This window comes from Streptomyces sp. NPDC049585 (assembly GCF_040675615.1).
In the GTDB taxonomy this organism is placed as follows: domain Bacteria; phylum Actinomycetota; class Actinomycetes; order Streptomycetales; family Streptomycetaceae; genus Streptomyces; species Streptomyces luteosporeus.
In genome coordinates, this window is record NZ_JBFAPE010000016.1 from 79,008 (window position 1) to 103,990 (window position 24,983).

Genomic DNA, 24,983 nt, shown 5'->3' on the forward strand with positions numbered 1-24,983 from the left:
GCCATGTCCATGTCCCTCAGGCCTCGGTACGCGCAGCCCCGGTACGTCCACAGCAGCCACAGCACCGGCATGAACAACTGCGTCGAGACGGCGCTGCTGGGGCCCGGGCTGCTCGCGGTCCGCGACTCCAAACGGGCCTCGGGGCCCGTGCTGCTGTTCTCCCGCGCCGCCTGGTCGGCCTTCGTCGCCTCGCTGCGGGCGCCGGCCTGGCGGCCGCCCGCCCGGCGCGCCGCCCCCACGGGCGGCGCCCGGTCAGGCGCGCGGCGCCGTCCGGGCGATCGTGGCGGCCGCCGCCGCCACCTGGCGGTCGGACAGGTCCGCGCGGGCGGTCAGCCGCAGCCGTGAGACGCCGTCGGGCACCGACGGCGGCCGGAAGCAGCCGACCGCGAGCCCCGCGGACCGGCAGTCGGCCGCCCATCGGACAGCGGCCTCCGGCGAGGGCGCCCGCACCGAGACGACGGCGGCGTCGGGCCGTACGGCCTCCAGCCCCGCTGCCGTGAGGCGCCGGTGCAGTTCCCTGGCCACCTGCCGTACCCGGTGGGCGCGCTCGGGCTCCCGGCGCAGCACGTCCAGGCTCGCCAGGGCCGCCCCGGCCGCGGCCGGGGCCAGACCGGTGTCGAAGATGAAGGTACGGGCGGTGCTGACCAGGTGGGCGATGACACGCGCCGGGCCGAGCACCGCCCCGCCCTGGCTGCCGAGCGACTTCGACAGCGTCACGGTCGCAACGACCCCCGGCGCGCCCGCCAGGCCGGCGGCCGCCACGGCCCCGCGGCCGCCGTCGCCGAGCACGCCCAGACCGTGCGCGTCGTCGACCAGCAGGGCCGCGCCGTACTCCCGGCAGGCGGCGGCGAGAGCGGGCAGCGGGGCGGCGTCGCCGTCGACGGAGAAGACGGAGTCGCTCACGGCGATCGCCCGCCCGCCGTGGGCCGCGAGCGCCTTGCGCACGGCCTCGGGGTCGGCGTGCGGGACGACGGCCTTGCGGGCGCGGGCCAGGCGCACGCCGTCGATGAGGGAGGCGTGGTTGGCCTCGTCGCACACCAGCAGGGTCTCGTCCGCGGCGGGGCCGGCGAGGGCGGTGACTGCGGCGAGGTTGGCGGCGTAGCCGGAGGAGAGCACGAGGGCCGCCTCGAAGCCGCAGAAGGCGGCGAGTTCCTCCTCCAGTCGGGCGTGCAGCTCGGTGCTGCCGGTGACCAGGCGGGAGCCGGTGGCGCCGGCACCCCAGTGCCGGGCCGCCTGTGCCGCGGCGGCGGTGACCTCGGGATGGCGCGTCAGGCCCAGGTAGTCGTTGCCCGCCAGGTCGGCGAGGGAGGACTCGGCCGGGCGCGGGCGCAGGGTGCGCACCAGCCCCGCGGCGGCGAGCCGCTCGTGGTGGGCGTCGATCCAGTCGAACGGGTCCCGCTGCATGCGCCGTCCCTCGCGTTTGGTGGGTTTGCATAAAACCTAGCCGCCAGGTGCCCCGGACAGGATGTGGCGATACACACACCTGCCTCGGCTCTCGTTGTGCGGTCCCTCCCTTGGCCGGGGCCACGGGTGTAGGCGAGGATCTGCGCCATGGACCTGCTGAACACGCTGGTGGACAAGGGGCTGCGGCGCGAGCTGCCGACCCGCGAGGAGGCGCTGGCCGTGCTGGCGACCTCCGACGACGAGGTGCTCGACGTGGTCGCGGCGGCCGGAAAGGTACGCCGCAAGTGGTTCGGGCGGCGAGTGAAGTTGAACTATCTCGTCAACCTCAAGTCCGGGCTGTGCCCGGAGGACTGCTCGTACTGCTCGCAGCGGCTGGGGTCGAAGGCCGAGATCCTCAAGTACACCTGGCTCAAGCCGGAGGACGCCTCCAAGGCCGCGGCGGCGGGCATCGCCGGTGGCGCCAAGCGGGTCTGCCTGGTCGCCAGCGGCCGCGGTCCGACCGACCGGGACGTCGACCGGGTCTCGAGGACGATCGAGGCGATCAAGGAGGAGAACGAGGGCGTCGAGGTGTGCGCCTGTCTCGGCCTGCTCTCCGACGGCCAGGCCGAGCGGCTGCGCGCGGCGGGTGCCGATGCCTACAACCACAACCTCAACACCTCCGAGGCCACGTACGGCGAGATCACCACCACCCACACCTACGCCGACCGCGTGGACACCGTGCACAAGGCCCAGTCGGCGGGCATGTCGGCCTGCTCGGGCCTGATCGCGGGCATGGGCGAGAGCGACGCGGACCTGGTGGACGTGGTCTTCTCGCTGCGCGAGCTCGACCCGGACTCGGTGCCGGTCAACTTCCTCATCCCCTTCGAGGGCACGCCGCTGGCCAAGGAATGGAACCTCACCCCCCAGCGCGCGCTGCGCATCCTGGCCATGGTGCGCTTCGTCTGCCCCGACGTGGAGGTCCGTCTGGCGGGCGGCCGCGAGGTGCATCTGCGCTCGCTGCAGCCGCTGGCGCTGCACCTGGCCAACTCCATCTTCCTCGGCGACTACCTGACCAGTGAGGGCCAGGAGGGCCGGGCCGACCTCGCGATGATCGAGGACGCGGGCTTCGAGGTCGAGGGCGCGGACACCACGACGCTGCCCGCGCACCGCGCGGACGCCCTCACGGGCGGCTGCGGCAGCCACGGCGGCGGCGGTTGCGGACCGTGCGGCGACGGCGGTGCGCCGGCCGCGCCGGAGGACGCCGACGCGAGCGGCTGCGGCTCCGCGGGAGCCTGCGGTCCGGCTGCGGCCGGGGCGCCGGCGACCGCCGGCTCCGTCGCGCAGACCGACGCCGTCCCGGCCGGTGTGTCCGGCGCGGCGGGGCAGGCCGTGCCCGGCGAGGTCCGCAACGACCTGGTGGCCGTGCGGCGCCGGGGCGCGGGCACGGACCTGCCGCCCAATGCCTGAGCCGCTCGTCGGGCCGCTCGATGCGGCCCGGCTGCTCGAGCTGGACCGGCAGCACGTGTGGCACCCCTACGGTCCCATGCCGGGCCGGCAGCAGCCGCTGGTCGTCGCATCGGCATCCGGGGTGCGGTTGCGGCTGGCCGGGGCGGAGCACGCCGGCCGCGAGCTCGTCGACGGCATGTCCTCGTGGTGGTCGGCCGTCCACGGCTACAACCACCCGGTGCTCAACGAGGCCGCCCGGGACCAGCTGGGGCGGATGAGCCATGTGATGTTCGGCGGGCTCACGCACGAGCCCGCCGTGCGGCTGGCGGCCCGGCTGGTGGAGATCACCCCCGAGGGCCTCGACCACGTCTTCCTCGCCGACTCCGGTTCGGTGGCGGTCGAGGTGGCCGTCAAGATGTGCCTGCAGTACTGGCATTCGATCGGCCGGCCCGAGAAGCGGCGCCTGATGACCTGGCGCGGCGGCTACCACGGCGACACCTGGCAGCCGATGGCCGTGTGCGACCCCGACGGCGGGATGCACCACCTGTGGTCCGGGGTGCTGTCCCGGCAGGTGTTCGCCGGCGTGCCCCCGCACGACCGCGACACCGCCGCCCTGCCGGCGTACGCGGCGCATCTGCGGGAGACGCTCGCACGGCACGCGCACGAGTTGGCGGCGGTGATCGTCGAGCCGGTCGTGCAGGGCGCGGGCGGCATGCGCTTCCACGACCCGTCGCTGCTGCGCGTGTTGCGCGAGGCGTGCGACGAGCACGACGTGCTGCTGGTGTTCGACGAGATCGCGACGGGCTTCGGCCGCACCGGCGAGCTCTTCGCCGCCGACCACGCGGGCGTGACCCCGGATGTGATGTGCCTGGGCAAGGCGCTGACCGGTGGATACGTGACGCTGGCGGCGACGCTGTGCACCCCGCGCGTGGCCGACGGGATCAGCTCCGGCGAGGTGCCGGTGCTCGCCCACGGCCCCACGTTCATGGGCAACCCGCTGGCCTGCGCGATCGCGAACGCCTCGATCGACCTGCTGCTCGGTCAGGACTGGCGCACCCGGGTCAAGGACATCGGCACCGGGCTGCGCGACGGCCTGGCCGGCGCCGCGGACCTGCCGGGCGTGCGGGACGTACGGGTCCTGGGCGCGATCGGCGTGGTCGAGCTCGACCACGAGGTGGACATGGCGGCCGCCACGGCCGCAGCGGTGCGGGAGGGCGTATGGCTGCGCCCCTTCCGGAACCTGATCTACACGATGCCGCCGTACGTCACCGGCGACGAGGACCTGGCGAGGATCTGCGCGGCGGTGTGTGCTGCCGCGCGGGAGGGATAGGAGCGGAAGATGTCGGTGCTGGTCGTGTCGGGCACGGGCACGGAGATCGGCAAGACGGTCGTGACGGCCGCCGTCGCGGCGGCCGCGCTGGCCGCCGGGAAGTCGGTGGCCGTCCTCAAGCCGGCCCAGACCGGGGTGGGCCCCGACGAACCGGGGGACGTCGCCGAGGTGCGGCGCCTGGCGGGCGAGGAGGTCATGGGCGTGGAGATCGCCCGCTTCCCCGACCCGCTGGCCCCCAACACGGCCGCCCGCCGGGCCGGGCGGGAGCCGGTGCGCCCCGCGAAGATCGCCGAGGTGGCCTCCCGGCTCGCCGAGGAGCACGACCTCGTGCTGGTCGAGGGCGCGGGCGGGCTGCTCGTCCGCCTGGACGACGAGGGCGCGACCCTGGCCGACGCGGCCGGGCTGCTCGGGGCCCCGGTGCTCCTCGTCGTCCAGGCCGGGCTGGGCACGCTCAACACCTCCCAGCTGTCCACGGAGGCGCTGCGCTCGCGCGGCCTGGCGTGCGCGGGCCTGGTCATCGGGAGCTGGCCGGCCGAGCCGGACCTCGCCATGCGGTGCAACCTGGCGGACCTGCCCGAGGTCGCGGGCGCACCCCTGCTCGGCTCGGTGCCGGAGCGCGCCGGCGAGCTGGACGGCGCGGCCTTCCGGCGCCTGGCGCCCACCTGGCTGGCTCCTCGGCTGCACGGCAGCTGGACGTGCGAGGCGCACCGCTCGGCCGCATAGTGGTGGTCCGGCCCGCAGCGAGCTGTCCTAAGGGGTTGGCGCCATGGGCAAGACCATCGAGATGTACTGGTGGAACGACCAGCCGAACCTCGGGGACAGGCTCAACCCGCTGATCGTCGAGCGCCTCTTCGGCGTGCGGGTGCGGCGGGTGGAGATGGAGCGGGCCACGCTGATCGGCATCGGGTCGTGCCTGCACCGGCTGGCCCGGTCGATCGCCGCCCGGCCCCGCGACATCCACGTGTGGGGCACCGGTTACCCCTTCGACGAGGAACCGGCGGTCGGGCACGCCTGCGTGCGGCACTGGGCCATCCGGGGGAAGCTGACCCAGCGGCACAGCGCCCTGGACGGCGTCACGCTGGGCGACCCGGGGCTGCTGGCCTGTCACCTGGTGGACGCCCCGCGCAAGGACGCCCCGGTCGGGCTCGTCCCGCACCTGTGGAACCGCGCGGACGCGGAAGTGCTCAAGGCCAAGGAACGCTTCCCGTGGCTCAAGGTGATCGACGTGCGGCGGCATCCGGTCGAGGTGATGAAGCAGATCGCCTCCTGCGAGGTCGTCCTGTCCTCCGCGCTGCACGGCCTGGTGATCGCGGACAGTTTCGGGGTGCCCAACCAGTGGGTGACCTTCACGACGCCGCCGCACGGCGGCGAGTGGAAGTTCCGCGACTACTACTCGGTGTACGACATGCCGCCGCCGGCTCCCCGGCCCTTCCGCGCGGACCTGCTGGAGCAGGCGCAGCTGGAGCAGGTGGCCGCGGCGTACCGGCCGCGCGACACGGCCCGCATCCAGCGCTCGCTCGTCCGGGCGTTCCCCCGGGACCACGTCTGACCTGCGCGGGGGCGGCAGAGGATGCGACTCCCGCCCCCGCGCACGGCACTACAGCACCGACAGCTCCGCTTCCAGGTCGTCCAGGCCGAGGGAGCCCATGGACAGCGCGGCCATGTGCCAGGCCTTCGCGTCGAACGCCTCGCCGTGGGCCTTGCGGGCCGCCTCGCGGCCCGCGAGCCACGCCCGCTCGCCGAGCTTGTAGCCGATGGCCTGGCCCGGCCAGCCGAGGTAGCGCACCAGCTCGCTCTCGACGAAGTCCGCCGGGCGCCCGCTGTGCAGGCCGAAGAACTCCTGTGCCAGCTCGGGCGTCCAGCGCTCGCCGGGGTGGAACGGGGAGTGGGCGGGGATCTCCAGCTCCAGGTGCATGCCGATGTCGATGATCACGCGGGTGGCCCGCATCATCTGCGCGTCCAGGTAGCCCAGGCGGCGCTCGGGGTCGGTGAGGAAGCCCAGTTCGTCCATCAGGCGCTCGGCGTACAGCGCCCATCCCTCGACGTTGGCGCTGACCAGGCCGACGGTGGCCTGGTAGCGCGAGAGGTTGTCGGCCACGTGCATCCACTGCGCGAGCTGCAGGTGGTGGCCGGGCACGCCCTCGTGGTACCAGGTGGAGACCAGGTCGTAGACGGGGAAGCGGGTCTGGCCCAGGGTGGGCAGCCAGGTGCGGCCCGGGCGGGAGAAGTCCTCGGAGGGCTCGGTGTAGTACGGGGCCGCAGCGCCGCCGGGCGGGGCGATGCGCGACTCCACGCGCTTGACGCGCTCGGCCAGTTCGAAGTGGGTGCCGTCCAGCGCCTCGATCGCCTCGTCCATCAGCGCCTGCAGCCACACGCGCACCTCGTCGACGCCCTCGATGTGGGTGCCGTGCTCGTCGAGGTGGGCCAGCGCCTCCCACGGGGTCTTCGCACCGGGCAGGATCTTCTCCGCCTCCAGCCGCATCTCGCCGAGGATGCGGTGGTACTCCGACCAGCCGTAGGCGTACGCCTCGTCGAGGTCGAGGTCGGTGCCGTTCCAGTAGCGGGAGAAGCGGGCGTACCGCTCGCGCCCCACCACCTCCGGCGCGCCGGCGACGGCGGGTGCGTACGTCCCCTCCAGCCAGTCGCGCAGCGCGGCCAGGCCGCCCGTGGCGATGCGGGCCGCCTCGTCGAGCTCGGTGCGCAGCGCGGCGGGGCCGTCGGCGGTGAAGTCGCCGAACCAGCCGGCGCCCGTGCCGATCCACTCCGCGAGCTGTCCCAGCACGGTGGAGACCTGCCGGGGCCCGGCGAACAGGCCGCGGTCCAGGCCCTCGGCGAGCGTGGCGCGGTAGCCCTCCAGGGCCGCCGGGACGGCGCGCAGCCGGGCGGCGATCGCGGACCAGTCCTCGTCGGTGGCGGTGGGCATGAGGGAGAAGATGTCGCGCACGGAGTGCAGCGGCGAGTGGATGTTGCTGACCGTGCGCAGGTGCTCGCCGGTGTCGTGCAGGGCGAGTTGGGCGGTCAGCCGTTCGCGCAGCAGCCGGGCGCAGCGCCGCTCCCGTTCGTCGTCGGCCCCGGGGCGTCCTTCGGCCTCGGCCAGCTGCTCCAGGGTGGTGCGGGCCAGGGCTGCGAGGGCGTCGCAGCCTGCGGGCGAGAAGTCCGGCAGGTGCGGGGCGGACTCGGGGATGCCGAGGTAGGTGCCGGTGATGGGGTCGAGTTCGGTCAGGGCGGTGACGTAGGCGTCGGCGACCTGGCGGGGCAGGAGCGCGCTGCTGGTGTTCGGCATGGGCTCATCCTCGTACGCCACCGGGGCCCGCGTCACCGGCATTTCGCTCATGGCTGCCGGGTGCTCGGCGCACGGTCGTCGTGCCGTGCGCCGGGGGTCGCGGGCGCGGCGGCGAGGCGGGCGGTGATGACGAGGGTGCCCCCCTCGACCTGGTAGTCCAGTGGCAGGCCGAGGGAACGCATGGTCGCCACGATGCCGGTGTTGCCGGCGGTGGTGACGGCGTAGACGCTGTCGCAGCCGGTGTCGGCGGCCATCTCCACGAGCCGGCGCAGCAGTTCGCCGCCGATGCCACGGCGCTGCCAGGCGTCCTCGACCAGGAGCGCGACCTCGGTCTCCTCGCCGTCCCACAGCAGGTGGCCGAGAGCGACGAGGCGGCCGGAGCGGGTGCAGGCGGCCAGGGTGCGGCCGAAACGGGGGCCGAGCAGGTGGCCGAGATAGCGGTCGGCGTCGCGGACGGGGCCGTGGTAGCGGCGGGCCAGGGTGGCCGATGAGCAGCGCTCGTGCATCTCCCGGGCGGCGGCCAGGTCGCCGGGCCCGGCGCGGCGCACGGTGATCTCGTTGCCCTCGGGCAGGATGTGCACGTCGCCGCGGTGCGGGACGCGCGGGCCCAGCCGGGCGTCGAGTTCGACCAGGGCCCGGGCCCGGGCGAACTCGGCGGGGGTGAAGGGCAGATGAGGTCGCTCGATGGTGATGGTGCCGCCGGCGGGGTCGCGCAGCCGCAGCACCGTCTCCTCCCACACGCCGTCGTGCGGTACGGGTTCGGTGACGGCGCCGCTGCGCGGGGAGCGGGCGGGTGTGGAGCGGATGGTGCAGCGGCCGAGCAGCTGGCGCAGGGCGAGGGGGAGTTCGGCGGGGTCGACGGCGGTACGGGTGGCCAGGCGCAGGACGCGGGTGGGGGCGTCGACGAGGTCGTGGGCGTCGGCGCGCTCCAGCCAGGTCGAGCGGCCGCCGCCGGTGGCGGCCGCCCGGGTCAGGTCGGCGGGCGCGAGCGCGGCGGGGGCGCGCAGGAGCAGCTCGTCGACGGTGGCGTCGCCGAGAGGGTGGGTCTGCAGGGAGAGGATGTCGACGCCGCGGTCGGCCAGGGCCCGGCCGAGGGCGGCCAGGCTGCCGGGGGTGTCGCGCACGGTGGTGCGCATCCGCCACAGCGCGGTGGCGCCGGGGCCGGGTGCGGCGGCCGGGGCGGGGGGCGGGTGGTCCGCGGTGCGGGCGCGGCGCCGGGAGAACCAGGTGTGGAACGCGGCGGTGGCCAGCAGGGCACCGGCGGAGGCGACCAGCAGGGCGGGGCCGTCGGGCCCGTGGGCGACGGTGTTGGCCACGCAGTCGGCGGTGGCGACCGCGGTGAACACGGCGGCCAGTTCGGCCAGGTCGCGGCGCCAGTGGTGGTGCCGGCGGCGCGTGTCGTCAAGACTCCGGGCAGCGGTCTCGGGGGTCTCGTCGCTCATGTCGCCCACCCTGACGGACGGGTGTTGCGTGATCGCGAACGCTCTGTGTCCGGTGAGTTACGGACGCTTCTGTTCGCTTCTGTGACCGGTGGGCGGATTCTGCCGGCCTCCCCTCGCATACGCCGTCCGTCGTCTACGCACTCCGTCGTTTACGCACTCCGTCGTTTACGCCGTCCGCCGCGGCGGACAGACTCATGGACATGGACATCACGGTCCCGGTGCCGGGCGGCATGGTGTGGGCGCAGGACACGGGTGGGGAGGGCACGCCGGTCGTCCTGCTGCACCCCGGGGTGGGCGACTCGCGGATCTGGGACGGGGTGGTGCCGCTGCTGGCGCCGCACCACCGGGTGATCCGCTACGACGCGCGCGGGTTCGGACGCTCCCCCGCGCCGACGGTGTCGTACTCCCACGCGCGCGACCTGGCGGTGGTCCTCGACCACTTCGGCCTGGAGCGGGCCGTGCTGGCCGGCTCCAGCCTGGGCGGCGCCACCGCGGTGTCCGTGGCGCTCGCGGCCCCCGGCCGCGTGGCCGGCCTGGGGCTGCTGTGCCCGGGCGTCACCGGCTACCCGCAGCTGTCCTCGCCCGAGGTCACGGCCCGCATCGAGGAGCTGGCGCAGGCCGGCGACGTGGACGCTCTGGTGGAGCTGGGCCTGCGCACCTGGGGCGCGGCCGGCAGCGGTACCGACGACGAGGCCGGGGCCCAGCTGCGGGCGGCGATCCCGGCGTGGTTCGCCACCCACCCCTACGTCACCCAGGACGCGCCGGCCTTCGACCGGCTCCCCGAGCTGGACGTGCCGTGCGTGCTGGCCCTGGGCGAGCAGGACCAGGACGAGGTGGTGCGCTGCAACGAGGCGATGGCGGCCCGCATCCCCGGCTGCCGCCTGGTGCGCTGGCCGCACTGCGACCACTTCCCGTCGCTGCGCGACCCGCGGGCGGTCGCCGATCTCCTGCTGGAGCTGGCCGGCGCCCCGCGCTAGGCGGTGCCCGGCGGATCTTCATGCGGCACGACGGCGCCCCTACGGGGCGCTGCCCAGGGCGCGCAGGGCGTCCTCGACGGCGCGGTGGAACGTCGGGTAGGCGTGGATCATGTGCCGCAGCGTCTCGACCGGCACCTGGCCCTGGACGGCCACGGCCAGCCCGTACATCACCTCGCCGCCCACCGGGCCCGCGACGGTCGCCCCGGCCAGTACGCCCCGGTCGGCGTCCTCGACGAGTTTGACGAAGCCCTCGTTGCCCGCCTTGTGGATCCAGCCGCGGGCCGAGGAGGGCAGGCTCGCGGTGCCGGTGCGCACGCGGGGCATCTTCTGCCGTGCCTGGCTCTCGGTCAGGCCCACGGCTCCGACCTCGGGATCGGTGAACGTCACCCGGGGCAGGGCCCGGTAGTCGGCCTCGGGGCCGGGCTCGCCGAGGACGGTGCGCACGGCGATCTCCGCCTCGTACATCGCCACGTGGGTGAAGGCGCCGTGCCCGGTGACGTCGCCGACCGCCCACAGTCCCGGGGCGACGCGCATCCGGCCGTCGGTGCGCAGGCTGCGGGCCCGCGGGTCCATGCCGATCGTCTCCAGCCCCAGGTCGGCGAGGGCTGCCCGGCGGCCGGTCGCCACCAGCAGCTGCTGTGCCGTCAGCTCCTCGCCGCCGTCGAGCGCGAGGGTGAAGCTGTCGCCGTCGTGCCGGGCCGCGGTGGCACGGGCGCCGGTGCGCACGGCCAGGCCCTCGGCGCGCAGCACCTGCTCCACGAGCGCGCCGGCCTCCGGCTCCTCGGCCGGCAGGAGGCGATCGAGCGCCTCGACGACGGTGACCTGCGTGCCGAAGCGGGCGAAGACCTGGGCGAGTTCGACGCCGACGGCGCCGCCGCCGAGCACGAGCAGCGAGCGCGGGGGCTCCTGCGCGGCGACGGCCTCCCGGTTGGTCCAGTAGGGCACCGTCTCCAGCCCGGGCACCGGCGGCACCTGCGGGTGGCTGCCGGTGGCCAGCACGATGCCGTGCCGGGCCTCGAAGACGCCGCCCTGCGCGCCCTCGACGGCCACCCGGCCCGGGCCCGCCAGCCGGCCGTGGCCGCGTACGAGCCGGCCGCCCTTGCCGGTGAAGCGGTCGGCGGCGACCTGGTCGTTCCAGTCGTCGGTGGCGTCGTCGCGGATGCGGGCGGCCACCGGGGCCCAGTCGGCGCGCACCTCGGCCGTGCCGGCCAGGCCGGGCACGCGCCGGGCCTCGGCCAGCAGGTTCCCGGCGCGGATCATCATCTTGCTGGGGACGCAGGCCCAGTACGGGCACTCGCCGCCGACCAGCTCGGCCTCCACGCCGACCACGGCGAGCCCCGATTCGGCGAGCCGGCCGGCCACGTGCTCGCCGCCCGGGCCCATACCGATGACCACGACGTCCACCTGCTCGGCCACAGGGCCCACCCTTCCTCGCGACGGTTCCCGCACGCCCACCATCCCACCGCGGCCGCGGAGTGCGGGGCTGCGACGCGCCCCGGGCCGCGGGCGCGCCGTGGCCGCGGCGTAGGGTCGTGATCGGTACGGGCCGCCGTACGGCGGCCCCCGGAGACAAGGAGGCAGCACAGTGCCCGTCAACGGACAAGCCCATGTGCGCATAGCCCGCCCCTCGCGCGACCTCGCGGCGGCCGAGCGGTTCTACACCGGCGGCCTCGGTCTGTCGGTGCTCTTCCGGAAGACGGCCGAGGAGGGCGCACCGCCCGCCGAGGCCCACGCGTTGCTGATGGTGGGCTGGGCGGACGCCGGCTGGCACCTGGAGCTGGTCGCCTCGCCCGACGGTTTCCCGCAGCCGGCCCCGACCGTGGAGGACCTGCTGGTGATCTACGCGGGTGAGGAGGTGCCCGAGGAGCTCGTGGCACGGCTGGAGGAGCACGGCGGCAAGCGGGTTCCCGCCCACAACCCCTACTGGGACACCTGGGGCGTGACGGTGGAGGACCCCGACGGCTACCGCCTGGTGCTGTCCACCCGCACCTGGTCGAACGCGGACCTCGCCACGAACGTGCGCGGCCTGGGCAGCTGACCTGGCGTCAGCGCGAGCCGTCGAGGACGACCCGGGCCACCAGTGCCGGGTCGTCGCTCATGGGCACGTGCCCGCAGCCGGGCAGCCTGACGAGCCGGGCCCCGGGGATGATCCGCTTCGCCCGCACGCCCTGGCGCCGCAGCAGCACCCGGTCGGCCGTGCCCCAGGCGATGGTCACCGGCATACCGGGGACGTCCCCGGTGAAGACGAAGGAGCGCCCGGCCTCCAGTACCGCGTCGAAGGCGGTCGCCTCCCGCAGGGCGCGGGTCTCGGCGAGCACCGCGTCCGGCGAACGGCGCCCGGGCCGGGCGTATATGGCGCTCGTCAGCGCCGCCCGGCCCACGCCCGTGCGGGCCAGGCGGGCCACGGCGGGCTCGGGCAGCCGCAGGGCGCCCAGGCGCAGCCCTCTCAGCACGGCGAAGGCGTAGTGGCGCTCGGCCGGGGTCCAGAAACCGCCCGGGGACAGGGCGGTGACGGACCGTACGAGCTTCTCCTGGCCCAGCCGCAGGGCGATCAGGCCGCCCAGGGAGTTGCCGGCGACATGCGGCCGCTCCAGGCCCAGGGCCTCGAACAGGGCGCGCAGCATCCGTGTCACGCCGCGCAGGTCGTGGGGTATGCCCTCGGGCACGGCGGCGGAGCGGCCGAAGCCCGGCAGGTCCACGGCGATCACGTCGCGCTCGGCGGCGAGGATGCCCATGACCGGGTCCCAGACCTGCAGGTGGTGGCCGATGCCGTGCAGCAGCACCAGCGGTTCGCCGTCGCCCAGCCGCTCGTAGGCCACCTCGACCGTGCGGTCCCCGGCGGGCGCTGCGACGGGGAAGGAGATCTTCTCGGCCATGGGGCGGCTCCTCGCCATCGTGGTCATGCGTACCGAGACAGGATGTCAGCAACGGTTACCGATGGGTAGAGGACGGTGCAAGATGGGTCCGTGACCACCAGCGAGACCCTACTCGAAGCCTTCGAGGGCCACCGCGCCCTGCTCACCGCCGTCGCCTACCGCATGCTCGGGCGCTTCGCCGACGCCGAGGACGTCGTGCAGGAGGCATGGCTGCGCTGGTCCTCGGCCGGGCGCGAGGAGGTCCGCGAACCGCGCGCCTACCTGGTGCGCGTGACCACCCGCCTCGCCCTCGACCGGCTGCGCCAGGTGCAGGCGCGGCGCGAGGAGTACGTGGGGCCGTGGCTGCCCGAACCGGTGACCACCGCCTACACCGGCGCCGAACGCGCGGAACTCGCCGACTCCGTCTCCCTCGCCCTGCTCGTCGTGCTGGAGTCGCTCTCCCCGCTGGAACGGGCCGTCTTCGTGCTGCGCGAGGCCTTCGACCTGCCGTTCCGGGACATCGCCGAGGCCACCGGCCGCAGCGAGGCGGCGGTGCGGCAACTGGCCGGCCGCGCCCGGCGGCACGTGGCCGAGCGCCGGCCGCGCTTCGACGCCGATCCGGCGCGCGGCCGCGAGCTGACCGAGCGGTTCCTGGCCGCGGCGGGCGGCGGCAGCCTGCAGGACCTGCTCGCGCTGCTGGCCCCCGACGTCCGCCTGGTGGCGGACAGCGGCGGCAGGGCCAAGGGCCCCCGACGGGTCATCCACAGCGCGGACAAGGTCGCCCGCTTCCTGCTGGCCGTGGCCGCGGTGCCGCTGCCCGAGCCGGACTACCGGCTGGTGGAGGTCAACGGTGGGCCGGCCCTGCTGGTGCTCTCCCGCGGCAGGCCCGACTCGGTCCTGTGCCTCGCCGTCGCCGAGGGCCGCATCTCCACCGTCTACCTCATGCGCAACCCGGACAAGCTCTCCGGCCTCCTGCCGGTGCCCAGCGCCCCGTAAGGGGCGCGGGGCAGTGCCGATCTGCGGCTGCCACCGCGTGGGCGCGATCAGCTGCGGGCGCGTCGTGGCTTGTCGCGCAGTTCCCCGCGCCCCTACGGGGCGCCGTGGTGGCTGCGTGACGAAGAGCCCTAGAGGCCGCCGGCGACCCGCAGGACGGCGCCGGTGGTGTACGACGCCTCCGGCGAGAGCAGCCAGGCCACCGCTCCGGCGATCTCGGCGGGCTCGCCGGCGCGGCCCATCGGCACGACGGCCGCCTTGGTGCGGGCGCGGTCCGGCGCGCCCATCGCGGCGTGGATGTCGGTGTCGACCAGGCCGGGCTGGACGGAGTTGACGCGGATGCCCTCGGCGGCGAGCTCCTTGGCCAGGCCCACGGTCATGGCGTCGACGGCCGCCTTGCTCGCCGCGTAGTGCACGTACTCCCCCGGGCTGCCGAGCGTCGCGGCGGCGGAGGAGATGTTCACGATGGCACCGCCGGCGCCGCCGTGCCGGGTGGACATCTCCAGGGCGGCGCGACGGGCACAGATCAGGGCCCCGGTCACGTTGACGTCGAGGACCCGGCGCATGCGCGCGACCGGGGTCTCGGTGAAGCGGCCGAGCAGGCCGGTGACGCCCGCGTTGTTCACCAGGCCGGTGACGGGCCCCAGTTGCGCGGTGACGGCGTCGAAGAGCGCGTCCACGGCGGCCTCGTCGCTGACGTCGACCCGGACGGCCAGACAGGCGGCGCCCGCCTCGCGCACCTGCGCCGCCGTCCGCTCGGCGGCCTCCTGCGCGTGCTCGTACCCGATGGCCACGGCGTGACCGGCGCGGGCCAGGTGCAGCGCCACGGCCGCCCCGATGCCCCTGCCGCCTCCCGTGACCACGGTGACCTGTCCGGCGTTACGGCTCATTGTGCGCCCCCTGTTGTCGTACGTGTTCCTTCGGTGTGCACCGGTGGCGACGACCGTAACCGAGGGTGGGTGCCGGGCAGGGCGCGGGGTGGCATTGGTCTTGACCAAGTACGCACGCCGTCCTATGGTCGCAGGCATACTGCAACAACCTTTAATAAAGAAGCGCGCAAAAAGCCTCGCGGAGGATCAGGGTGGGGACCACGCAACCGGAAGCGGTGCCGGAACCGAAGTACTGGCACCTGAAGACCGTCCTCAGTGACGCACTGGACTCCGAGTTCGCCGTCGGGGAGATCCTGCCCAACGAGCGCGACCTCGCGGCCCGTTTCGGTGTCGCGCGGGCCACGCTCCGCCAGGCACTGGAACAACTGGAGCTGGAGGGACGGCTGCAGCGCCGCCGGGGCGTGGGCACCAGCGTCGCCCCGCCGCGCATGGGCGTGGCCGTCACCGACGCGGGCCCGAACCGGACCGGCGGCGCCGGTGACGCCTGGCAGCCGATCGGCAGCACCTGGGAGGCGCCGCCCGCCTCCGTCGCCCGGCTGCTGGAGACCGAGTCGGGCGCGTGCGTGCACACCGTGCGCCGCACCCGCCGCACGCGCGGTCAGATCGTGGCCGCCGAGCTGCTCTACGTCCCTGCCCGCAGCGTTCCCGCCCTGTCCGCCGGGCCCGCCGAGGACAGCACGGCCGTGCTGCACGAGCTGCAGGCGCTGCCCCTGGACGGTCAGGACCGCTCCGTGGAGCTGGGATCGGCCGGCGCCGAGGAGGCCCGGCAGCTCGACCGGCTGCCCGGCTCCCCCGTGCTCGTCGTCACCACGCGCTACGTCGCCGGCGGGCGCACCGCGGCCGTCGCCGTGGCCACCTACCGGGCGGACACCTGCAAGCTGACCTTCGGCGAGAGCACCCCGCCCGCCGTGGCCCTGGCCGGCTGACGCGGCCTCAGCGGCGCGCCGTGACCGTGCCCTCGACCGCGAAGAGCTCCGCCTCGACGTGGTCGAGGGCCAGGCGCAGCGCGCCGGTGGCCACCGCGGCCTCGCCCAGCAGGGACTGGGCCACCTTCGGCGGGCGCAGGCAGTAGCGGGCCAGCTCGGTGCGCAGTGGTTCGAGGATGCCGTCCAGGCCTGCTGCCCAGCCGCCGACCACGACCAGCTCGGGGTCCAGGGCGAGGACGAGTGCCGCCACGTCGTGCACCAGGCGGCGCAGATAGCGCCGTACGGCGGCCCGGGCCGGCTCGTCGCCCTCCGCCGCGAGCGCGAAGACCCGCGCCACCTGGGCCTCGTCGAGCGGGTGCAGCGGCTCCCCGGTGGGCGAGAGCACTTCTTCCGGGGTGGCCTCACGGCCCAGCAGGTGCAGGGCGCCGATCTCGCCGGCCGCGCCGCCGAAGCCCCGGTGCAGCCGGCCGCCGATGAGCGCGCCGGCGCCCGGGCTCAGCCCGGCCAGCACGAAGACGAGGTCGTCGCTGCCGGTGCCCGCGCCCTTCCAGTGCTCGGCGACCGCGGCGGCGTTGGCGTCGTTCTCCACCAGCACCGGGCAGCGGAAGGAGCGCCGCAGCCGGTCGCCGAGCGGCAGCCCCGTCCAGCCGGGCAGCGCGGTGCTCAGCCGTACGGTGCCGTCGGCCTCGACGATGCCGGGGCTGGCCACGCCCACCGCCCGCAGGGCGGTGCGCGGGACGCCGGCGCGCGCGAGCAGGTCGGCGACGGCCTCGCGGGTGCGCTCCAGACGCTGCTCGGCCGGGTCGCTCTCGTGCACCTCGGCCTGCGCGGAGCCCACGATGCGCCCGCCGAGGTCGGCCAGCAGGACGGCGACGCGGTGCGCACCGATCTCGATGCCCAGCAGGTGACCCGCCTCGACCCGGAAGCGGAAGCGCCGGGCGGGCCGGCCCTGGCGGCGGGCGGCGCCCTCGTCGGCGGCCGCCTCCACGACGAGGCCGGCGCCGATCAGGCCTTCGACCACGCCCTCGACGGTCGGCCGGGACAGACCGGTGACCTTGACCAGGTCCGTGAGCGTGGGGGCCTGGGCGGCGCGCAGCGCGTGCAGCACCACTGCCGAGTTGATCCGCCGCAGCAGGGACGGGTCCCCACCGGTGAGCCGCCCCAACGTGCCGCCTCCTCGCTTTGCGCTCCCTTTGCCCGCTCGCCCGCCACGGATCGTATCCGCTGCGCGTCCGGGCGGCGAGCGCCGGGTTCCTCAGCCCGTGGCGCCGGCGGCCTCGCGCAGCCGGGCGAACTCCTCGGCCATCTTGGGCAGCGTCCAGTGGGCGTTGAGGCCGCTGGGGTTGGGCAGCACCCAGATCCGGGTGTCGCCGATGGTCCGCTCCTGGGGGCCGATGCGCGCCCGCCGGTCGCCGAAGGCGACGCGGTAGGCGGTGACGCCGACGACCGCGAGCCACCCCGGTCGCAGCAGCTTCACCTTCTCCACCAGGACGGCCCCGCCCTCGCGGAACTCCACCTCACCGATCTCGTCGGCGCGGGCCGTGGCCCGGGCGACGACGTTGGTGATGCCGAGCCCGTAGGCGAGCAACTGCCGTTCCTCGGCCGGCTCCAGGCGCCGCGGCGTGAAGCCGGAGGCATGCAGGGCGGGCCAGAAGCGGTTGCCCGGCCGGGCGAAGTGGTGGCCGGTGGCCGCCGACATCAGGCCCGGGTTGATGCCGCAGAACAGCACCTTCAGGCCGTCCGCGACCACGTCCGGCACGAGGCGGTCGCGGGCGGCCTGGAGTTCCTCCTGAGTGAAGGAGCGCCTCAGAGGATCGCCCCCGGCGCGTACTCGGCGGCCTGCGGGTGGCGCTTGGCGAGGTCCTCGATGCGGGAGACGACCAAGCCGACCTGGTCGGCGGCGGCACCGGTGAAGGACAGCTTGTCGGCCATCAGCGCATCCAGCGCGGCGCGGTCCAGCGGGATGCGCTCGTCGGCGGCGAGCTTGTCCAGCAGCTCGTTGCGCTCGGCGCCCTGCTCACGCATGGCCAGCGCGGAGGCCACCGCGTGCTCCTTGATGACCTCGTGGGCGACCTCGCGGCCCACCCCGGCGCGCACGGCGCCCATGAGCACCTTGGTGGTGGCCAGGAAGGGCAGGTAGCGGTCCAGCTCGCGGGCGACGACGGCCGGGAAGGCACCGAACTCGTCGAGGACGGTCAGGAAGGTCTCCAGCAGGCCGTCGAGGGCGAAGAAGGCGTCCGGCAGGGCCACGCGGCGCACCACGGAGCAGGAGACGTCGCCCTCGTTCCACTGGTCGCCGGCCAGCTCGCCGGTCATCGAGGCGTAGCCGCGCAGGATCACCATCAGGCCGTTGACGCGCTCGCAGGAGCGGGTGTTCATCTTGTGCGGCATCGCCGAGGAGCCGACCTGGCCGGGCTTGAAGCCCTCGGTGACCAGCTCGTGGCCGGCCATCAGGCGGATGGTCTTGGCCAGCGACGAGGGGGCCGCGGCCAGCTGCACCAGGGCGGTGACGACGTCGTAGTCGAGGGAGCGCGGGTAGACCTGGCCGACGGAGGTGAAGGCCTGGCCGAAGCCGAGGTGGCCGGCGATGCGCCGCTCCAGCTCGGCGAGCTTGCCGGCGTCGCCGCCGAGCAGGTCGAGCATGTCCTGGGCGGTGCCCACCGGGCCCTTGATGCCGCGCAGCGGGTAGCGCTCCAGCAGCTCCTCCAGGCGGTGGAAGGCGACCAGCAGCTCGTCGGCGCCGGTCGCGAAGCGCTTGCCGAGGGTGGTGGCCTGGGCGGCGACGTTGTGCGAGCGGCCGGCCATGACCAGCTCACCGTGCTCGGCGGCGAGGCGGGCCAGGCGCGCCAGGACGGCGACGGCGCGGTCGCGCACCAGCTCCAGGGAGAGCCGGATCTGCAGCTGCTCGACGTTCTCGGTCAGGTCGCGGGAGGTCATGCCCTTGTGGACGTGCTCGTGGCCGGCGAGGGCGTTGAACTCCTCGATGCGGGCCTTGACGTCGTGGCGGGTGACCTTCTCGCGCTCGGCGATCGAGGCGAGGTCGACCTGGTCCAGGACCCGCTCGTAGTCGGCGAGGGCCGCCTCCGGCACCTCGATCCCCAGGTCCTTCTGGGCGCGCAGCACGGCCAGCCACAGCTGCCGCTCCAGCTTCACCTTGTGCTCGGGGGACCACAGCACGGCGAGCTCGGGGGAGGCGTAGCGGCCGGCCAGAACGTTGGGGATGCGGGGCTTGGAGGACACAGGTGCAGTCACGTGGCGAAAGTCTACTGGCGGAATGCGCAGGCCGGCGCCCCGGGTGGGTTCGTGCCTTACTACGAAGACCGCACGCGGCCCGCCGGGGCGCCCGCGTCCGGTCAGCCGAGCGTCACCGGCAGGAGCGCATTGGTGCCCGGGGCGGCGCCGGCATGGGTGTCCGTGGTGAGCGCCTTGACGTTGACCGGCAGGACGCGCGTCGACTCGTGGTCCGAGGAGGGCGTATCGGCCGCTGCCGGGGTGGCGAGGGCGCCGAGGAACGCGAGGGCGGCGAGGGCGGTCAGGGCGATGCGGCGCATGGGCGGCCTTTCGGATCGGCGGTCCGGGAAACGCTGCGAGGCTGCCCCGGGCGGCGGGCCAGCACGCCGGGTCTCACCCCTGGGGGAGCGGCGAAACGATCCGCCGGTCACCCGGCGTTGACCACGACGCCTGCCTCGTCCTGCCAGCGCCGCCAGGTGCTCACGCAGCCGGGGGTCACGGCGTCCGCGGGGGTGACCCAGAACGCCCGGCCGTCCTCGGCGCCGACGTGCGCGCCGATGCGGCCGTCGCCGGAAGAGCGCCCCGTCAGCCGCCGGCCGATCCAGGGGCCGAGGTGCTCGCGCGCGAAGCGCAGGTCGGCGGTGCGCCGGGCGGCCCAGCCGGGGCGGACGGCGGGCGGCAGCGGGGCCTGCCAGTCGTCCTCGGGCTCGTGGCCGAGCGCCTGCCACACGGCCTCGGCCACGCGGCGGTGGCCCTCGGCGTTCAGGTGCAGCCGGTCCTCGGCCCACAGCCGGCCATCCCCCAGGGTCTCGGAGGAGAACAGGTCGACGACCAGCGCGCCGTGCTGCTCGGCCAGTTCGTCGATGAAGCCGAAGAGGTGCTCCATGCGCGGTCGGAAGCGTTCGAGGACGGGGCCGCGCCGGCCGGGGCTGCGCATGAGCACCAGCTGCCGGCAGCTGGGCGCGAGGCGGCCCGCGGCCTCGGCGAGGCGGGCGCAGACCAGGTCCACGTCACAGCCGGGCCGCAGGACGTCGTTGAGCCCGCCGACCAGGGTCACCAGGTCCGCGCCGAGGTCGGCGGCGGCCCGGGTCTGCTCGTCGGTGATCTGCCCGATGAGCTTGCCGCGCACCGCCAGGTTGGCGTACCGGAAGCCGCTCGTCCGCCCGGCGAGCCGGGTGGCGAGCAGATCGGCCCAGCCGCGGTAGCTGCCGTCCGGCAGCGCGTCGGACATTCCCTCGGTGAAGGAGTCGCCGACGGCGACGAAGCTGGTGTACGGGCGGGGCGCGGGCGTCGGGCCCTCGTCCTGCGGGCCCTTGTTCATCGGCGCGGCATTCATCGACATGGCCCGCAAATCCTACCCGCCGGCACGTCTCAGGCGCGGGTGCCCACCAGCTGCCGGAGCACGTCCTCGAGCATGACCAGCCCGGTGAGCCGGTCGTTCTCGCCGATGGCCGCGGCCAGGTGGGCGCCCGTGCGGCTCATGGCGCGGATGACGTCGTCCAGTGGGGTGTCCGCCTGGACCCGGGCGATGGGCCGCAGCCGGCGCAGCGGGAAGGGCGCGGTGCGGGGCCGGGCGTCCAGGGCGTCCTTGACGTGCAGGTAGCCCAGGATCCGTCCGGCGTCGTCGGTCACGGGGAAGCGGGAGTAGCCGGAGGAGGCGGCCAGGTGCTCCAGTTCCTCGGGGGTGATCCCGAAGGGGGCGGAGACGACCTTCTCCAGCGGCATGACCACGTCCTTGACCGGGCGCGTGCCGAGCTTCAGCGCGTCGCGCAGCCGTGCGGTGGCCCGCGAGTCGAGCAGGCCGGCCTCGCTGGAGTCGGCGACCATGCGGGAGAGCTGCTCGTCGGAGAAGGCGGCGGTGATCTCGTCCTTGGGCTCGACCCGCAGCAGTTTCAGTGCGCCGTTGGCCAGCTGGTTGATGGTGAAGACGAACGGGCGCAGGGCGCGGGCCAGCGTCACCAGCGGCGGGCCGAGCAGCAGCGCGGTGCGCACGGGCTCGGCGAGCGCGATGTTCTTGGGCACCATCTCGCCGAAGAGCATGTGCAGGTACGTCGCGACGGCGAGCGCGATGACGAACGAGACCGGGTGGACCAGCTGGTGCGGCAGGCCCACCGCGTCCGAGAGGGGCGTGAGCAGGTCGGCGATGGCCGGCTCGGCGACCACGCCGAGGACCAGCGTGCACAGGGTGATGCCCAGCTGGGCCGCCGCCATCAGCGCGGAGATGTGTTGCAGGCCCCACAGCACGGCCCGGGCCCGGCGGTCACCCTGTTCGGCGTACGGCTCGATCTGGCCGCGGCGCACGGAGATCATGCCGAACTCAGCGCCGACGAAGAAGGCGTTGGCCACGAGCGTGGCCAGGCCGATGAGCAGTTGCAGGAAGGTCATCGGCCGGCCTCCTCGGCGCCGTCGGCGCTCGCCTGCCGCTCGTGCGGCAGGGGGGCCGTCAGCAGCACGCGGGCGGCGCGGCGCCCGGAGTCGTCGGTGACCTCGATCCGCCAGCCGCCGGCCGCCACGGTGTCGCCCCGGGCGGGGATGCGGCCGAGCAGGGTGGCCACCAGTCCGGCGAGCGTCTCGTAGGGGCCCTCGGGGGCCCGCAGCCCGATGTGTTCGAGCTGGTCGGTGCGGGTGGCGCCGTCGGCGTCGTAGCGCTTGCGGCCCTCGGTGTCCCGGCCGGCCGGGGCGAGGTCGGGCAGCTCCAGGGGGTCGTGCTCGTCGCGGACCTCGCCGACGACCTCCTCGATGATGTCCTCCAGGGTGGCGACGCCGGCGGTGCCGCCGTACTCGTCGATGACGATGGCCATGGTGCGCTTGCCGGAGAGGCGGTCCAGCAGCCGGTCCACGGTCAGGGACGCGGGTACGAACAGCGGCTCGCGCATCAGGCTGGCGACGGGGCGGCGGGGGCGCTCGTCGGCGGGTATGGCGAGGACGTCCTTGATGTGGGCGGTGCCCACGACGGTGTCGAGGGTGTCCCGGTAGACGGGGAAGCGGGACAGGCCGGTGGCCAGGGTGGCGTTGGCGACGTCCTCGGCGGTGGCCCGCTCGTCCAGGGCGATGACCTGCACGCGCGGGGTCATCACGTTCTCCGCGGTCAGGTCGGCCAGGTTCAGGGTGCGCACGAACAGCTCGGCGGTGTCCGCCTCCAGGGCGCCCGCGCGGGCGGAGTGCCGGGCGAGGGCGATGAGTTCCTGCGGGCCGCGCGCGGTGGCGAGCTCCTCGGAGGGCTCCAGGCCCAGGCGGCGCACCATGTGGTTGGCGCTGTTGTTCAGGTGCCGGATCAGCGGGCGGAAGGCCGTGCTGAAGGCGCGCTGCGCGCCGGCCACGTGGCGGGCGACGGGCAGCGGCCGGGAGATCGCCCAGTTCTTGGGGACCAGCTCGCCGACGACCATCAGCACCACGGTGGACAGGACGGTGCCCAGCACCAGCGCGGTGGAGGAGGCCGCCGAGGCGGGCAGGCCCGCGGCCGCCAGCGGGCCGGTGAGCAGGGCGGCGATGGACGGCTTGGCGAGCATGCCGATGACCAGGCCGGTGAGCGTGATGCCCAGCTGGGCGCCGGAGAGCTGGAAGGTCAGGCCGCGCACGGCCTTCAGCGCGCTCTCGGCGCCGCGCTCGCCCCTCTCGGCCGCGCGCTGCAGCTCGGCGCGCTCGACGGTGGTGAGGGAGAACTCCGCGGCGACGAAGACGGCGCAGGCCAGCGTGAGCAGCAGCGCGACCCCCAGGAGGAGGAGCTCGGTCATCGGTTCACCTCCGTCCCATGGTCGGGCAGGGGCGGAAGGACCGCGCGATGTCGGTTCCGGGGATGGCTACTGGGAGGCTCGCCCATGGGCGGACGCTCACACCTTTCGTGTGCGGGATTCCGTCGGCTGTACTGATGCCCCTCCATGGTAAAGGAGAGGCAAAACAGCGTGGGATTCAGCCGCGCAGGTGCTCGATCACCGGTGCGAACTCCTCCATGTACGGCTCCAGGATCGTGAAATAGCTGAAGCCGTAGCGCGCGCGGTGGCCGCGCAGGCGCTCGGCGATCTCCTCGACCGAGCCGGAGAGCAGTGCGGGGTGGGCCAGCAGCTCGTCCTCGGTGAGGTGCGACACGTCACCGATCAGGTCGCCGGTCCTGGCGAAGGGATCGCTGCCGACGGTCACGATCTGGACCAGGAAGTTCAGCTCGGCCGGCGCGAGCCCCTCGGGCCGCTCGGCCTCGAAGCGGCGGAAGGTGGCCACGCGCTCGTCCAGGGCGGCGGGCGCGTGCAGCCGCGGCGCCCCGTCGGGGCCGGCGCCGCCCCCGGTGAAGGCCATGGTGGCGGCGTGCCGGGCGGCCAGGCGCAGCACCCGGTCGCCGTTGCCGCCGATCACGACCGGGACGCGCGGCTGGACGGCCGCGGGCACGTGCCCGGGGTCCGCGAGCAGCCGGCCGACCTCGTCGACCGTACGGGCCAGGTGGTCGACGCGCTCGCGCGGCGAGCCGAACGGCAGGCCGGCGCTCTCGTGCTCGGCCTGCGCGTAGCCGGTGCCCAGGCCCAACTCCAGCCGGCCGTCGGTCAGCCGGTCGGTCGTGGCCACCTCGCGGGCGAGCAGCGCCGGGTGGTAGAAGCCGGAGTTGAGCACATAGGTGCCCAGCCGGGGCCGCTCGGTGGCCTCGGCGGCGGCCACCAGGGACGGGAAGGGGGCCGGCATGCCGAGGTGGTCCGCCACCAGGATCACGTCGTAACCGAGCTCCTCGGCCCGGCGGCACTTCTCGCGCCACTGGGCGCCCGTGCCGGCGGTGAACATGTTGACGGCGAAGCGGAAGGGCCGGTCGGCCTGGTACGTCATGGAGGACCCCCTCGGCGATCGATGATCTTGACGATCGCCACCGTAAAGGAGGACGCCTCCGTTTGCTCAAGGGTTTTCCTGGCGCTCCTGCCCGTCCGCCGGGCGTCTGGCCGAGCCCAGGACGTGCGGCGCGTGCGGCATCGGGATCCTGCCGCCCGGCACCAGCAACCGTCTGTAGGTCACCTGCTCGAACCCGGCCGCCTCGATCGCCGCCAGCGGGTCGCGGGCGGTGTGGCACCCGCCGAACAGCACCGGCCACACCGTACGGTCCAGGGCCCGCTGCACCTGCGCCGGCACCCGGCCACGGGCCACCCCGTGCTCGTAGAACCGCAGCTCGCCGCCCGGCTTCAGCACCCGGCGCAGCTCCGCCAGCGACCGCCGCACGTCGCGGACGGAGCACAGCACCAGGCTCACCACCGCCGCGTCGAACGCCTCGCTCTTGACGGGCAGCGCCTCGGCGGCACCGGGCACCACGTCCACCGGCACCCCCGCGCGCACGGCGGCCTCCACCGCCAGCCGGCGCAGCAGGCGCTCCGGCTCGATCGCCACGACCTCCGAGACGGTGCCGGGGTAGTGCGCGAAGTTCAGCCCCGCGCCGGCGCCGATCTCGATCACGCGCCCCGACAGCCCGGCCACGAGCTCGCGGCGGTGGGCCCGCACACCGGCGCGCTCGTCGAGGGCAGGAGCGACGCGCGCGTAGAAGCGCGCGAAGAGGGGGTGGTGCACGGGGTCGTGCGCGGTTCTGGTCCGGTGCGGCATGGCGGACCCCTTCCTGACGGCTACCGGGATCCTTCCCAGAGGGGGTGTTCCCCCACCCCGCCCGTTCCCCGTCACCCGTTTCCCGTTCCCCGCCTCTCGGCGCGCGGTCGCGGCGTCAGCAGCCGCAGTCGGCGCCGTCGACCGGGGCCGTCAGGGGGTCGGGGGCGGACCGCGTCCGGCCCTGCCACGTCTCGACCTCGTAGCCCTCGCGGATCCAGTACTCGATGCCGCCCAGCATCTCCTTCACCCGGTAGCCCCGGCGCGCCAGCGCCAGGGCAGCCCGCGTGGCGCCGTCGCAGCCCGGGCCCCAGCAGTGGACGACGACCGGCACGGTCGCGTCGAGGAACTCGTCGGCCAGCTGCGGGATCTGCGCCGTGGGCAGGTGCACCGCACCCGGCACGTGCCCCTGGTCCCACGCCGCCGTGGAACGGCAGTCGACCACGGTGAAGTCCGCCGTGCCGGCGGCCAGCGCGGCGTGGACGTCGGCGACGTCCGTGTAGAAGGTCAGCCGGGCGGCGAAGTGGGCCGCCGCTTCGGCGGGCGTGGCAAGGGTGGCGGTGACAGCAGTGCTTGTGGTGGCGGTGCTCGTCGTGGCGGTGCTTGTGGTGGCGGTGCTCGTCAGGGCGGTGTTCGTCATGCCGTAAACCTACGGTCCGTGATCA

Annotated in this window: 24 protein-coding genes and 1 pseudogene; 9 read left to right on the top strand and 16 right to left on the bottom strand. The window is 74.8% G+C overall.

Going from position 1 to position 24,983, the window contains the following annotated elements:
* Positions 1–3 precede the first annotated feature (3 nt).
* A pseudogene (locus tag AB0K17_RS18315) lies at positions 4–186 on the top strand (DUF397 domain-containing protein); the annotation flags it as partial.
* 66 nt (positions 187–252) lie between these two features.
* Here the strand turns inward: AB0K17_RS18315 and AB0K17_RS18320 are convergent.
* On the bottom strand, positions 253–1,404 hold the full coding sequence (locus tag AB0K17_RS18320) for an 8-amino-7-oxononanoate synthase (protein WP_365965819.1): 1,152 nt from the start codon (positions 1,402–1,404) through the stop codon (positions 253–255).
* A gap of 147 nt (positions 1,405–1,551) precedes the next feature.
* Here AB0K17_RS18320 and bioB point away from each other — a divergent pair, with 147 nt between their 5' ends.
* From bioB to AB0K17_RS18340, 4 genes are read left to right on the top strand one after another with little or no spacing between them, the layout of a single operon-like run.
* A complete protein-coding gene (gene bioB, locus AB0K17_RS18325) occupies positions 1,552–2,850 on the top strand; it encodes a biotin synthase BioB (protein WP_365965820.1) in 1,299 nt (432 codons plus the stop codon).
* Positions 2,843–4,159 carry an adenosylmethionine--8-amino-7-oxononanoate transaminase gene (locus AB0K17_RS18330; RefSeq protein ID WP_365965821.1) on the top strand — a complete coding sequence of 439 codons (1,317 nt, stop codon included), beginning with the start codon at positions 2,843–2,845 and terminating at the stop codon, positions 4,157–4,159. Before bioB ends, AB0K17_RS18330 begins: the two co-directional genes overlap by 8 nt.
* 9 nt (positions 4,160–4,168) lie before the next feature.
* A complete protein-coding gene (bioD, locus tag AB0K17_RS18335) occupies positions 4,169–4,882 on the top strand; it encodes a dethiobiotin synthase (protein WP_365965822.1) in 714 nt (237 codons plus the stop codon).
* 43 nt (positions 4,883–4,925) lie between these two features.
* Complete coding sequence (locus AB0K17_RS18340) at positions 4,926–5,708, top strand: polysaccharide pyruvyl transferase family protein (RefSeq protein ID WP_365965823.1); 783 nt, start codon at positions 4,926–4,928, stop codon at positions 5,706–5,708.
* A gap of 48 nt (positions 5,709–5,756) precedes the next feature.
* Here the strand turns inward: AB0K17_RS18340 and AB0K17_RS18345 are convergent, their stop codons facing one another.
* A complete protein-coding gene (locus AB0K17_RS18345) occupies positions 5,757–7,442 on the bottom strand; it encodes a DUF885 domain-containing protein (RefSeq protein WP_365965824.1) in 1,686 nt (561 codons plus the stop codon).
* A 47-nt stretch (positions 7,443–7,489) separates the two neighbouring features.
* The gene (locus AB0K17_RS18350) at positions 7,490–8,884 is read right to left on the bottom strand and encodes a GNAT family N-acetyltransferase (RefSeq protein ID WP_365965825.1); all 1,395 of its coding nucleotides are present in this window, start codon (positions 8,882–8,884) and stop codon (positions 7,490–7,492) included.
* 200 nt (positions 8,885–9,084) lie between these two features.
* On the opposite strand from AB0K17_RS18350, the gene AB0K17_RS18355 reads away from it, so the two are divergent.
* On the top strand, positions 9,085–9,861 hold the full coding sequence (locus tag AB0K17_RS18355) for an alpha/beta fold hydrolase (protein WP_365965826.1): 777 nt from the start codon (positions 9,085–9,087) through the stop codon (positions 9,859–9,861).
* A gap of 39 nt (positions 9,862–9,900) precedes the next feature.
* Here AB0K17_RS18355 and AB0K17_RS18360 read toward each other — a convergent pair whose 3' ends face one another.
* Positions 9,901–11,277, bottom strand: a complete 1,377-nt coding sequence (locus AB0K17_RS18360) for an NAD(P)/FAD-dependent oxidoreductase (protein WP_365965827.1) — start codon at positions 11,275–11,277, stop codon at positions 9,901–9,903.
* Between the two features lie 169 nt (positions 11,278–11,446).
* On the opposite strand from AB0K17_RS18360, the gene AB0K17_RS18365 reads away from it, so the two are divergent.
* Complete coding sequence (locus AB0K17_RS18365; protein ID WP_365965828.1) at positions 11,447–11,899, top strand: VOC family protein; 453 nt, start codon at positions 11,447–11,449, stop codon at positions 11,897–11,899.
* 7 nt (positions 11,900–11,906) lie between these two features.
* Here AB0K17_RS18365 and AB0K17_RS18370 read toward each other — a convergent pair whose 3' ends face one another.
* Positions 11,907–12,737, bottom strand: coding sequence for an alpha/beta hydrolase (locus AB0K17_RS18370; protein ID WP_365965829.1), 831 nt, complete (start codon positions 12,735–12,737; stop codon positions 11,907–11,909).
* A gap of 90 nt (positions 12,738–12,827) precedes the next feature.
* Between AB0K17_RS18370 and AB0K17_RS18375 the strand changes: the two genes are divergently transcribed.
* On the top strand, positions 12,828–13,712 hold the full coding sequence (locus AB0K17_RS18375) for an RNA polymerase sigma-70 factor (RefSeq protein ID WP_365965830.1): 885 nt from the start codon (positions 12,828–12,830) through the stop codon (positions 13,710–13,712).
* A gap of 128 nt (positions 13,713–13,840) precedes the next feature.
* Here AB0K17_RS18375 and AB0K17_RS18380 read toward each other — a convergent pair whose 3' ends face one another.
* Positions 13,841–14,599, bottom strand: a complete 759-nt coding sequence (locus tag AB0K17_RS18380; protein ID WP_365965831.1) for an SDR family oxidoreductase — start codon at positions 14,597–14,599, stop codon at positions 13,841–13,843.
* Positions 14,600–14,790: 191 nt separating this feature from the next.
* On the opposite strand from AB0K17_RS18380, the gene AB0K17_RS18385 reads away from it, so the two are divergent.
* On the top strand, positions 14,791–15,525 hold the full coding sequence (locus AB0K17_RS18385) for a GntR family transcriptional regulator (RefSeq protein WP_365965832.1): 735 nt from the start codon (positions 14,791–14,793) through the stop codon (positions 15,523–15,525).
* A gap of 7 nt (positions 15,526–15,532) precedes the next feature.
* On the opposite strand, the gene AB0K17_RS18390 is transcribed toward AB0K17_RS18385, so the two are convergent.
* From AB0K17_RS18390 to AB0K17_RS18435, 10 genes are all read right to left on the bottom strand, one after another.
* Positions 15,533–16,690: an ROK family transcriptional regulator gene (locus AB0K17_RS18390; protein WP_365965833.1), complete on the bottom strand. Its 1,158-nt coding sequence runs from the start codon at positions 16,688–16,690 to the stop codon at positions 15,533–15,535.
* A gap of 90 nt (positions 16,691–16,780) precedes the next feature.
* Positions 16,781–17,284 carry a G/U mismatch-specific DNA glycosylase gene (mug, locus tag AB0K17_RS18395; RefSeq protein ID WP_365965834.1) on the bottom strand — a complete coding sequence of 168 codons (504 nt, stop codon included), beginning with the start codon at positions 17,282–17,284 and terminating at the stop codon, positions 16,781–16,783.
* Positions 17,285–17,331: 47 nt separating this feature from the next.
* Positions 17,332–18,765 (bottom strand): adenylosuccinate lyase, encoded by a 1,434-nt coding sequence (gene purB, locus AB0K17_RS18400; RefSeq protein ID WP_365965915.1) that lies wholly within the window; start codon positions 18,763–18,765, stop codon positions 17,332–17,334.
* Between the two features lie 113 nt (positions 18,766–18,878).
* Positions 18,879–19,076, bottom strand: a complete 198-nt coding sequence (locus AB0K17_RS18405) for a hypothetical protein (RefSeq protein WP_365965835.1) — start codon at positions 19,074–19,076, stop codon at positions 18,879–18,881.
* A 107-nt stretch (positions 19,077–19,183) separates the two neighbouring features.
* Complete coding sequence (locus AB0K17_RS18410; protein WP_365965916.1) at positions 19,184–20,077, bottom strand: SGNH/GDSL hydrolase family protein; 894 nt, start codon at positions 20,075–20,077, stop codon at positions 19,184–19,186.
* A 50-nt stretch (positions 20,078–20,127) separates the two neighbouring features.
* On the bottom strand, positions 20,128–21,141 hold the full coding sequence (locus AB0K17_RS18415; protein WP_365965836.1) for a hemolysin family protein: 1,014 nt from the start codon (positions 21,139–21,141) through the stop codon (positions 20,128–20,130).
* Positions 21,138–22,490, bottom strand: coding sequence for a hemolysin family protein (locus AB0K17_RS18420; protein ID WP_365965837.1), 1,353 nt, complete (start codon positions 22,488–22,490; stop codon positions 21,138–21,140). Before AB0K17_RS18420 ends, AB0K17_RS18415 begins: the two co-directional genes overlap by 4 nt.
* Positions 22,491–22,665: 175 nt before the next feature.
* Positions 22,666–23,562: a TIGR03621 family F420-dependent LLM class oxidoreductase gene (locus tag AB0K17_RS18425; RefSeq protein WP_365965838.1), complete on the bottom strand. Its 897-nt coding sequence runs from the start codon at positions 23,560–23,562 to the stop codon at positions 22,666–22,668.
* A gap of 66 nt (positions 23,563–23,628) precedes the next feature.
* Complete coding sequence (locus tag AB0K17_RS18430) at positions 23,629–24,321, bottom strand: class I SAM-dependent methyltransferase (protein ID WP_365965839.1); 693 nt, start codon at positions 24,319–24,321, stop codon at positions 23,629–23,631.
* A 115-nt stretch (positions 24,322–24,436) separates the two neighbouring features.
* On the bottom strand, positions 24,437–24,958 hold the full coding sequence (locus AB0K17_RS18435) for a rhodanese-like domain-containing protein (protein WP_365965840.1): 522 nt from the start codon (positions 24,956–24,958) through the stop codon (positions 24,437–24,439).
* Between the last annotated feature and the right edge of the window lie 25 nt (positions 24,959–24,983).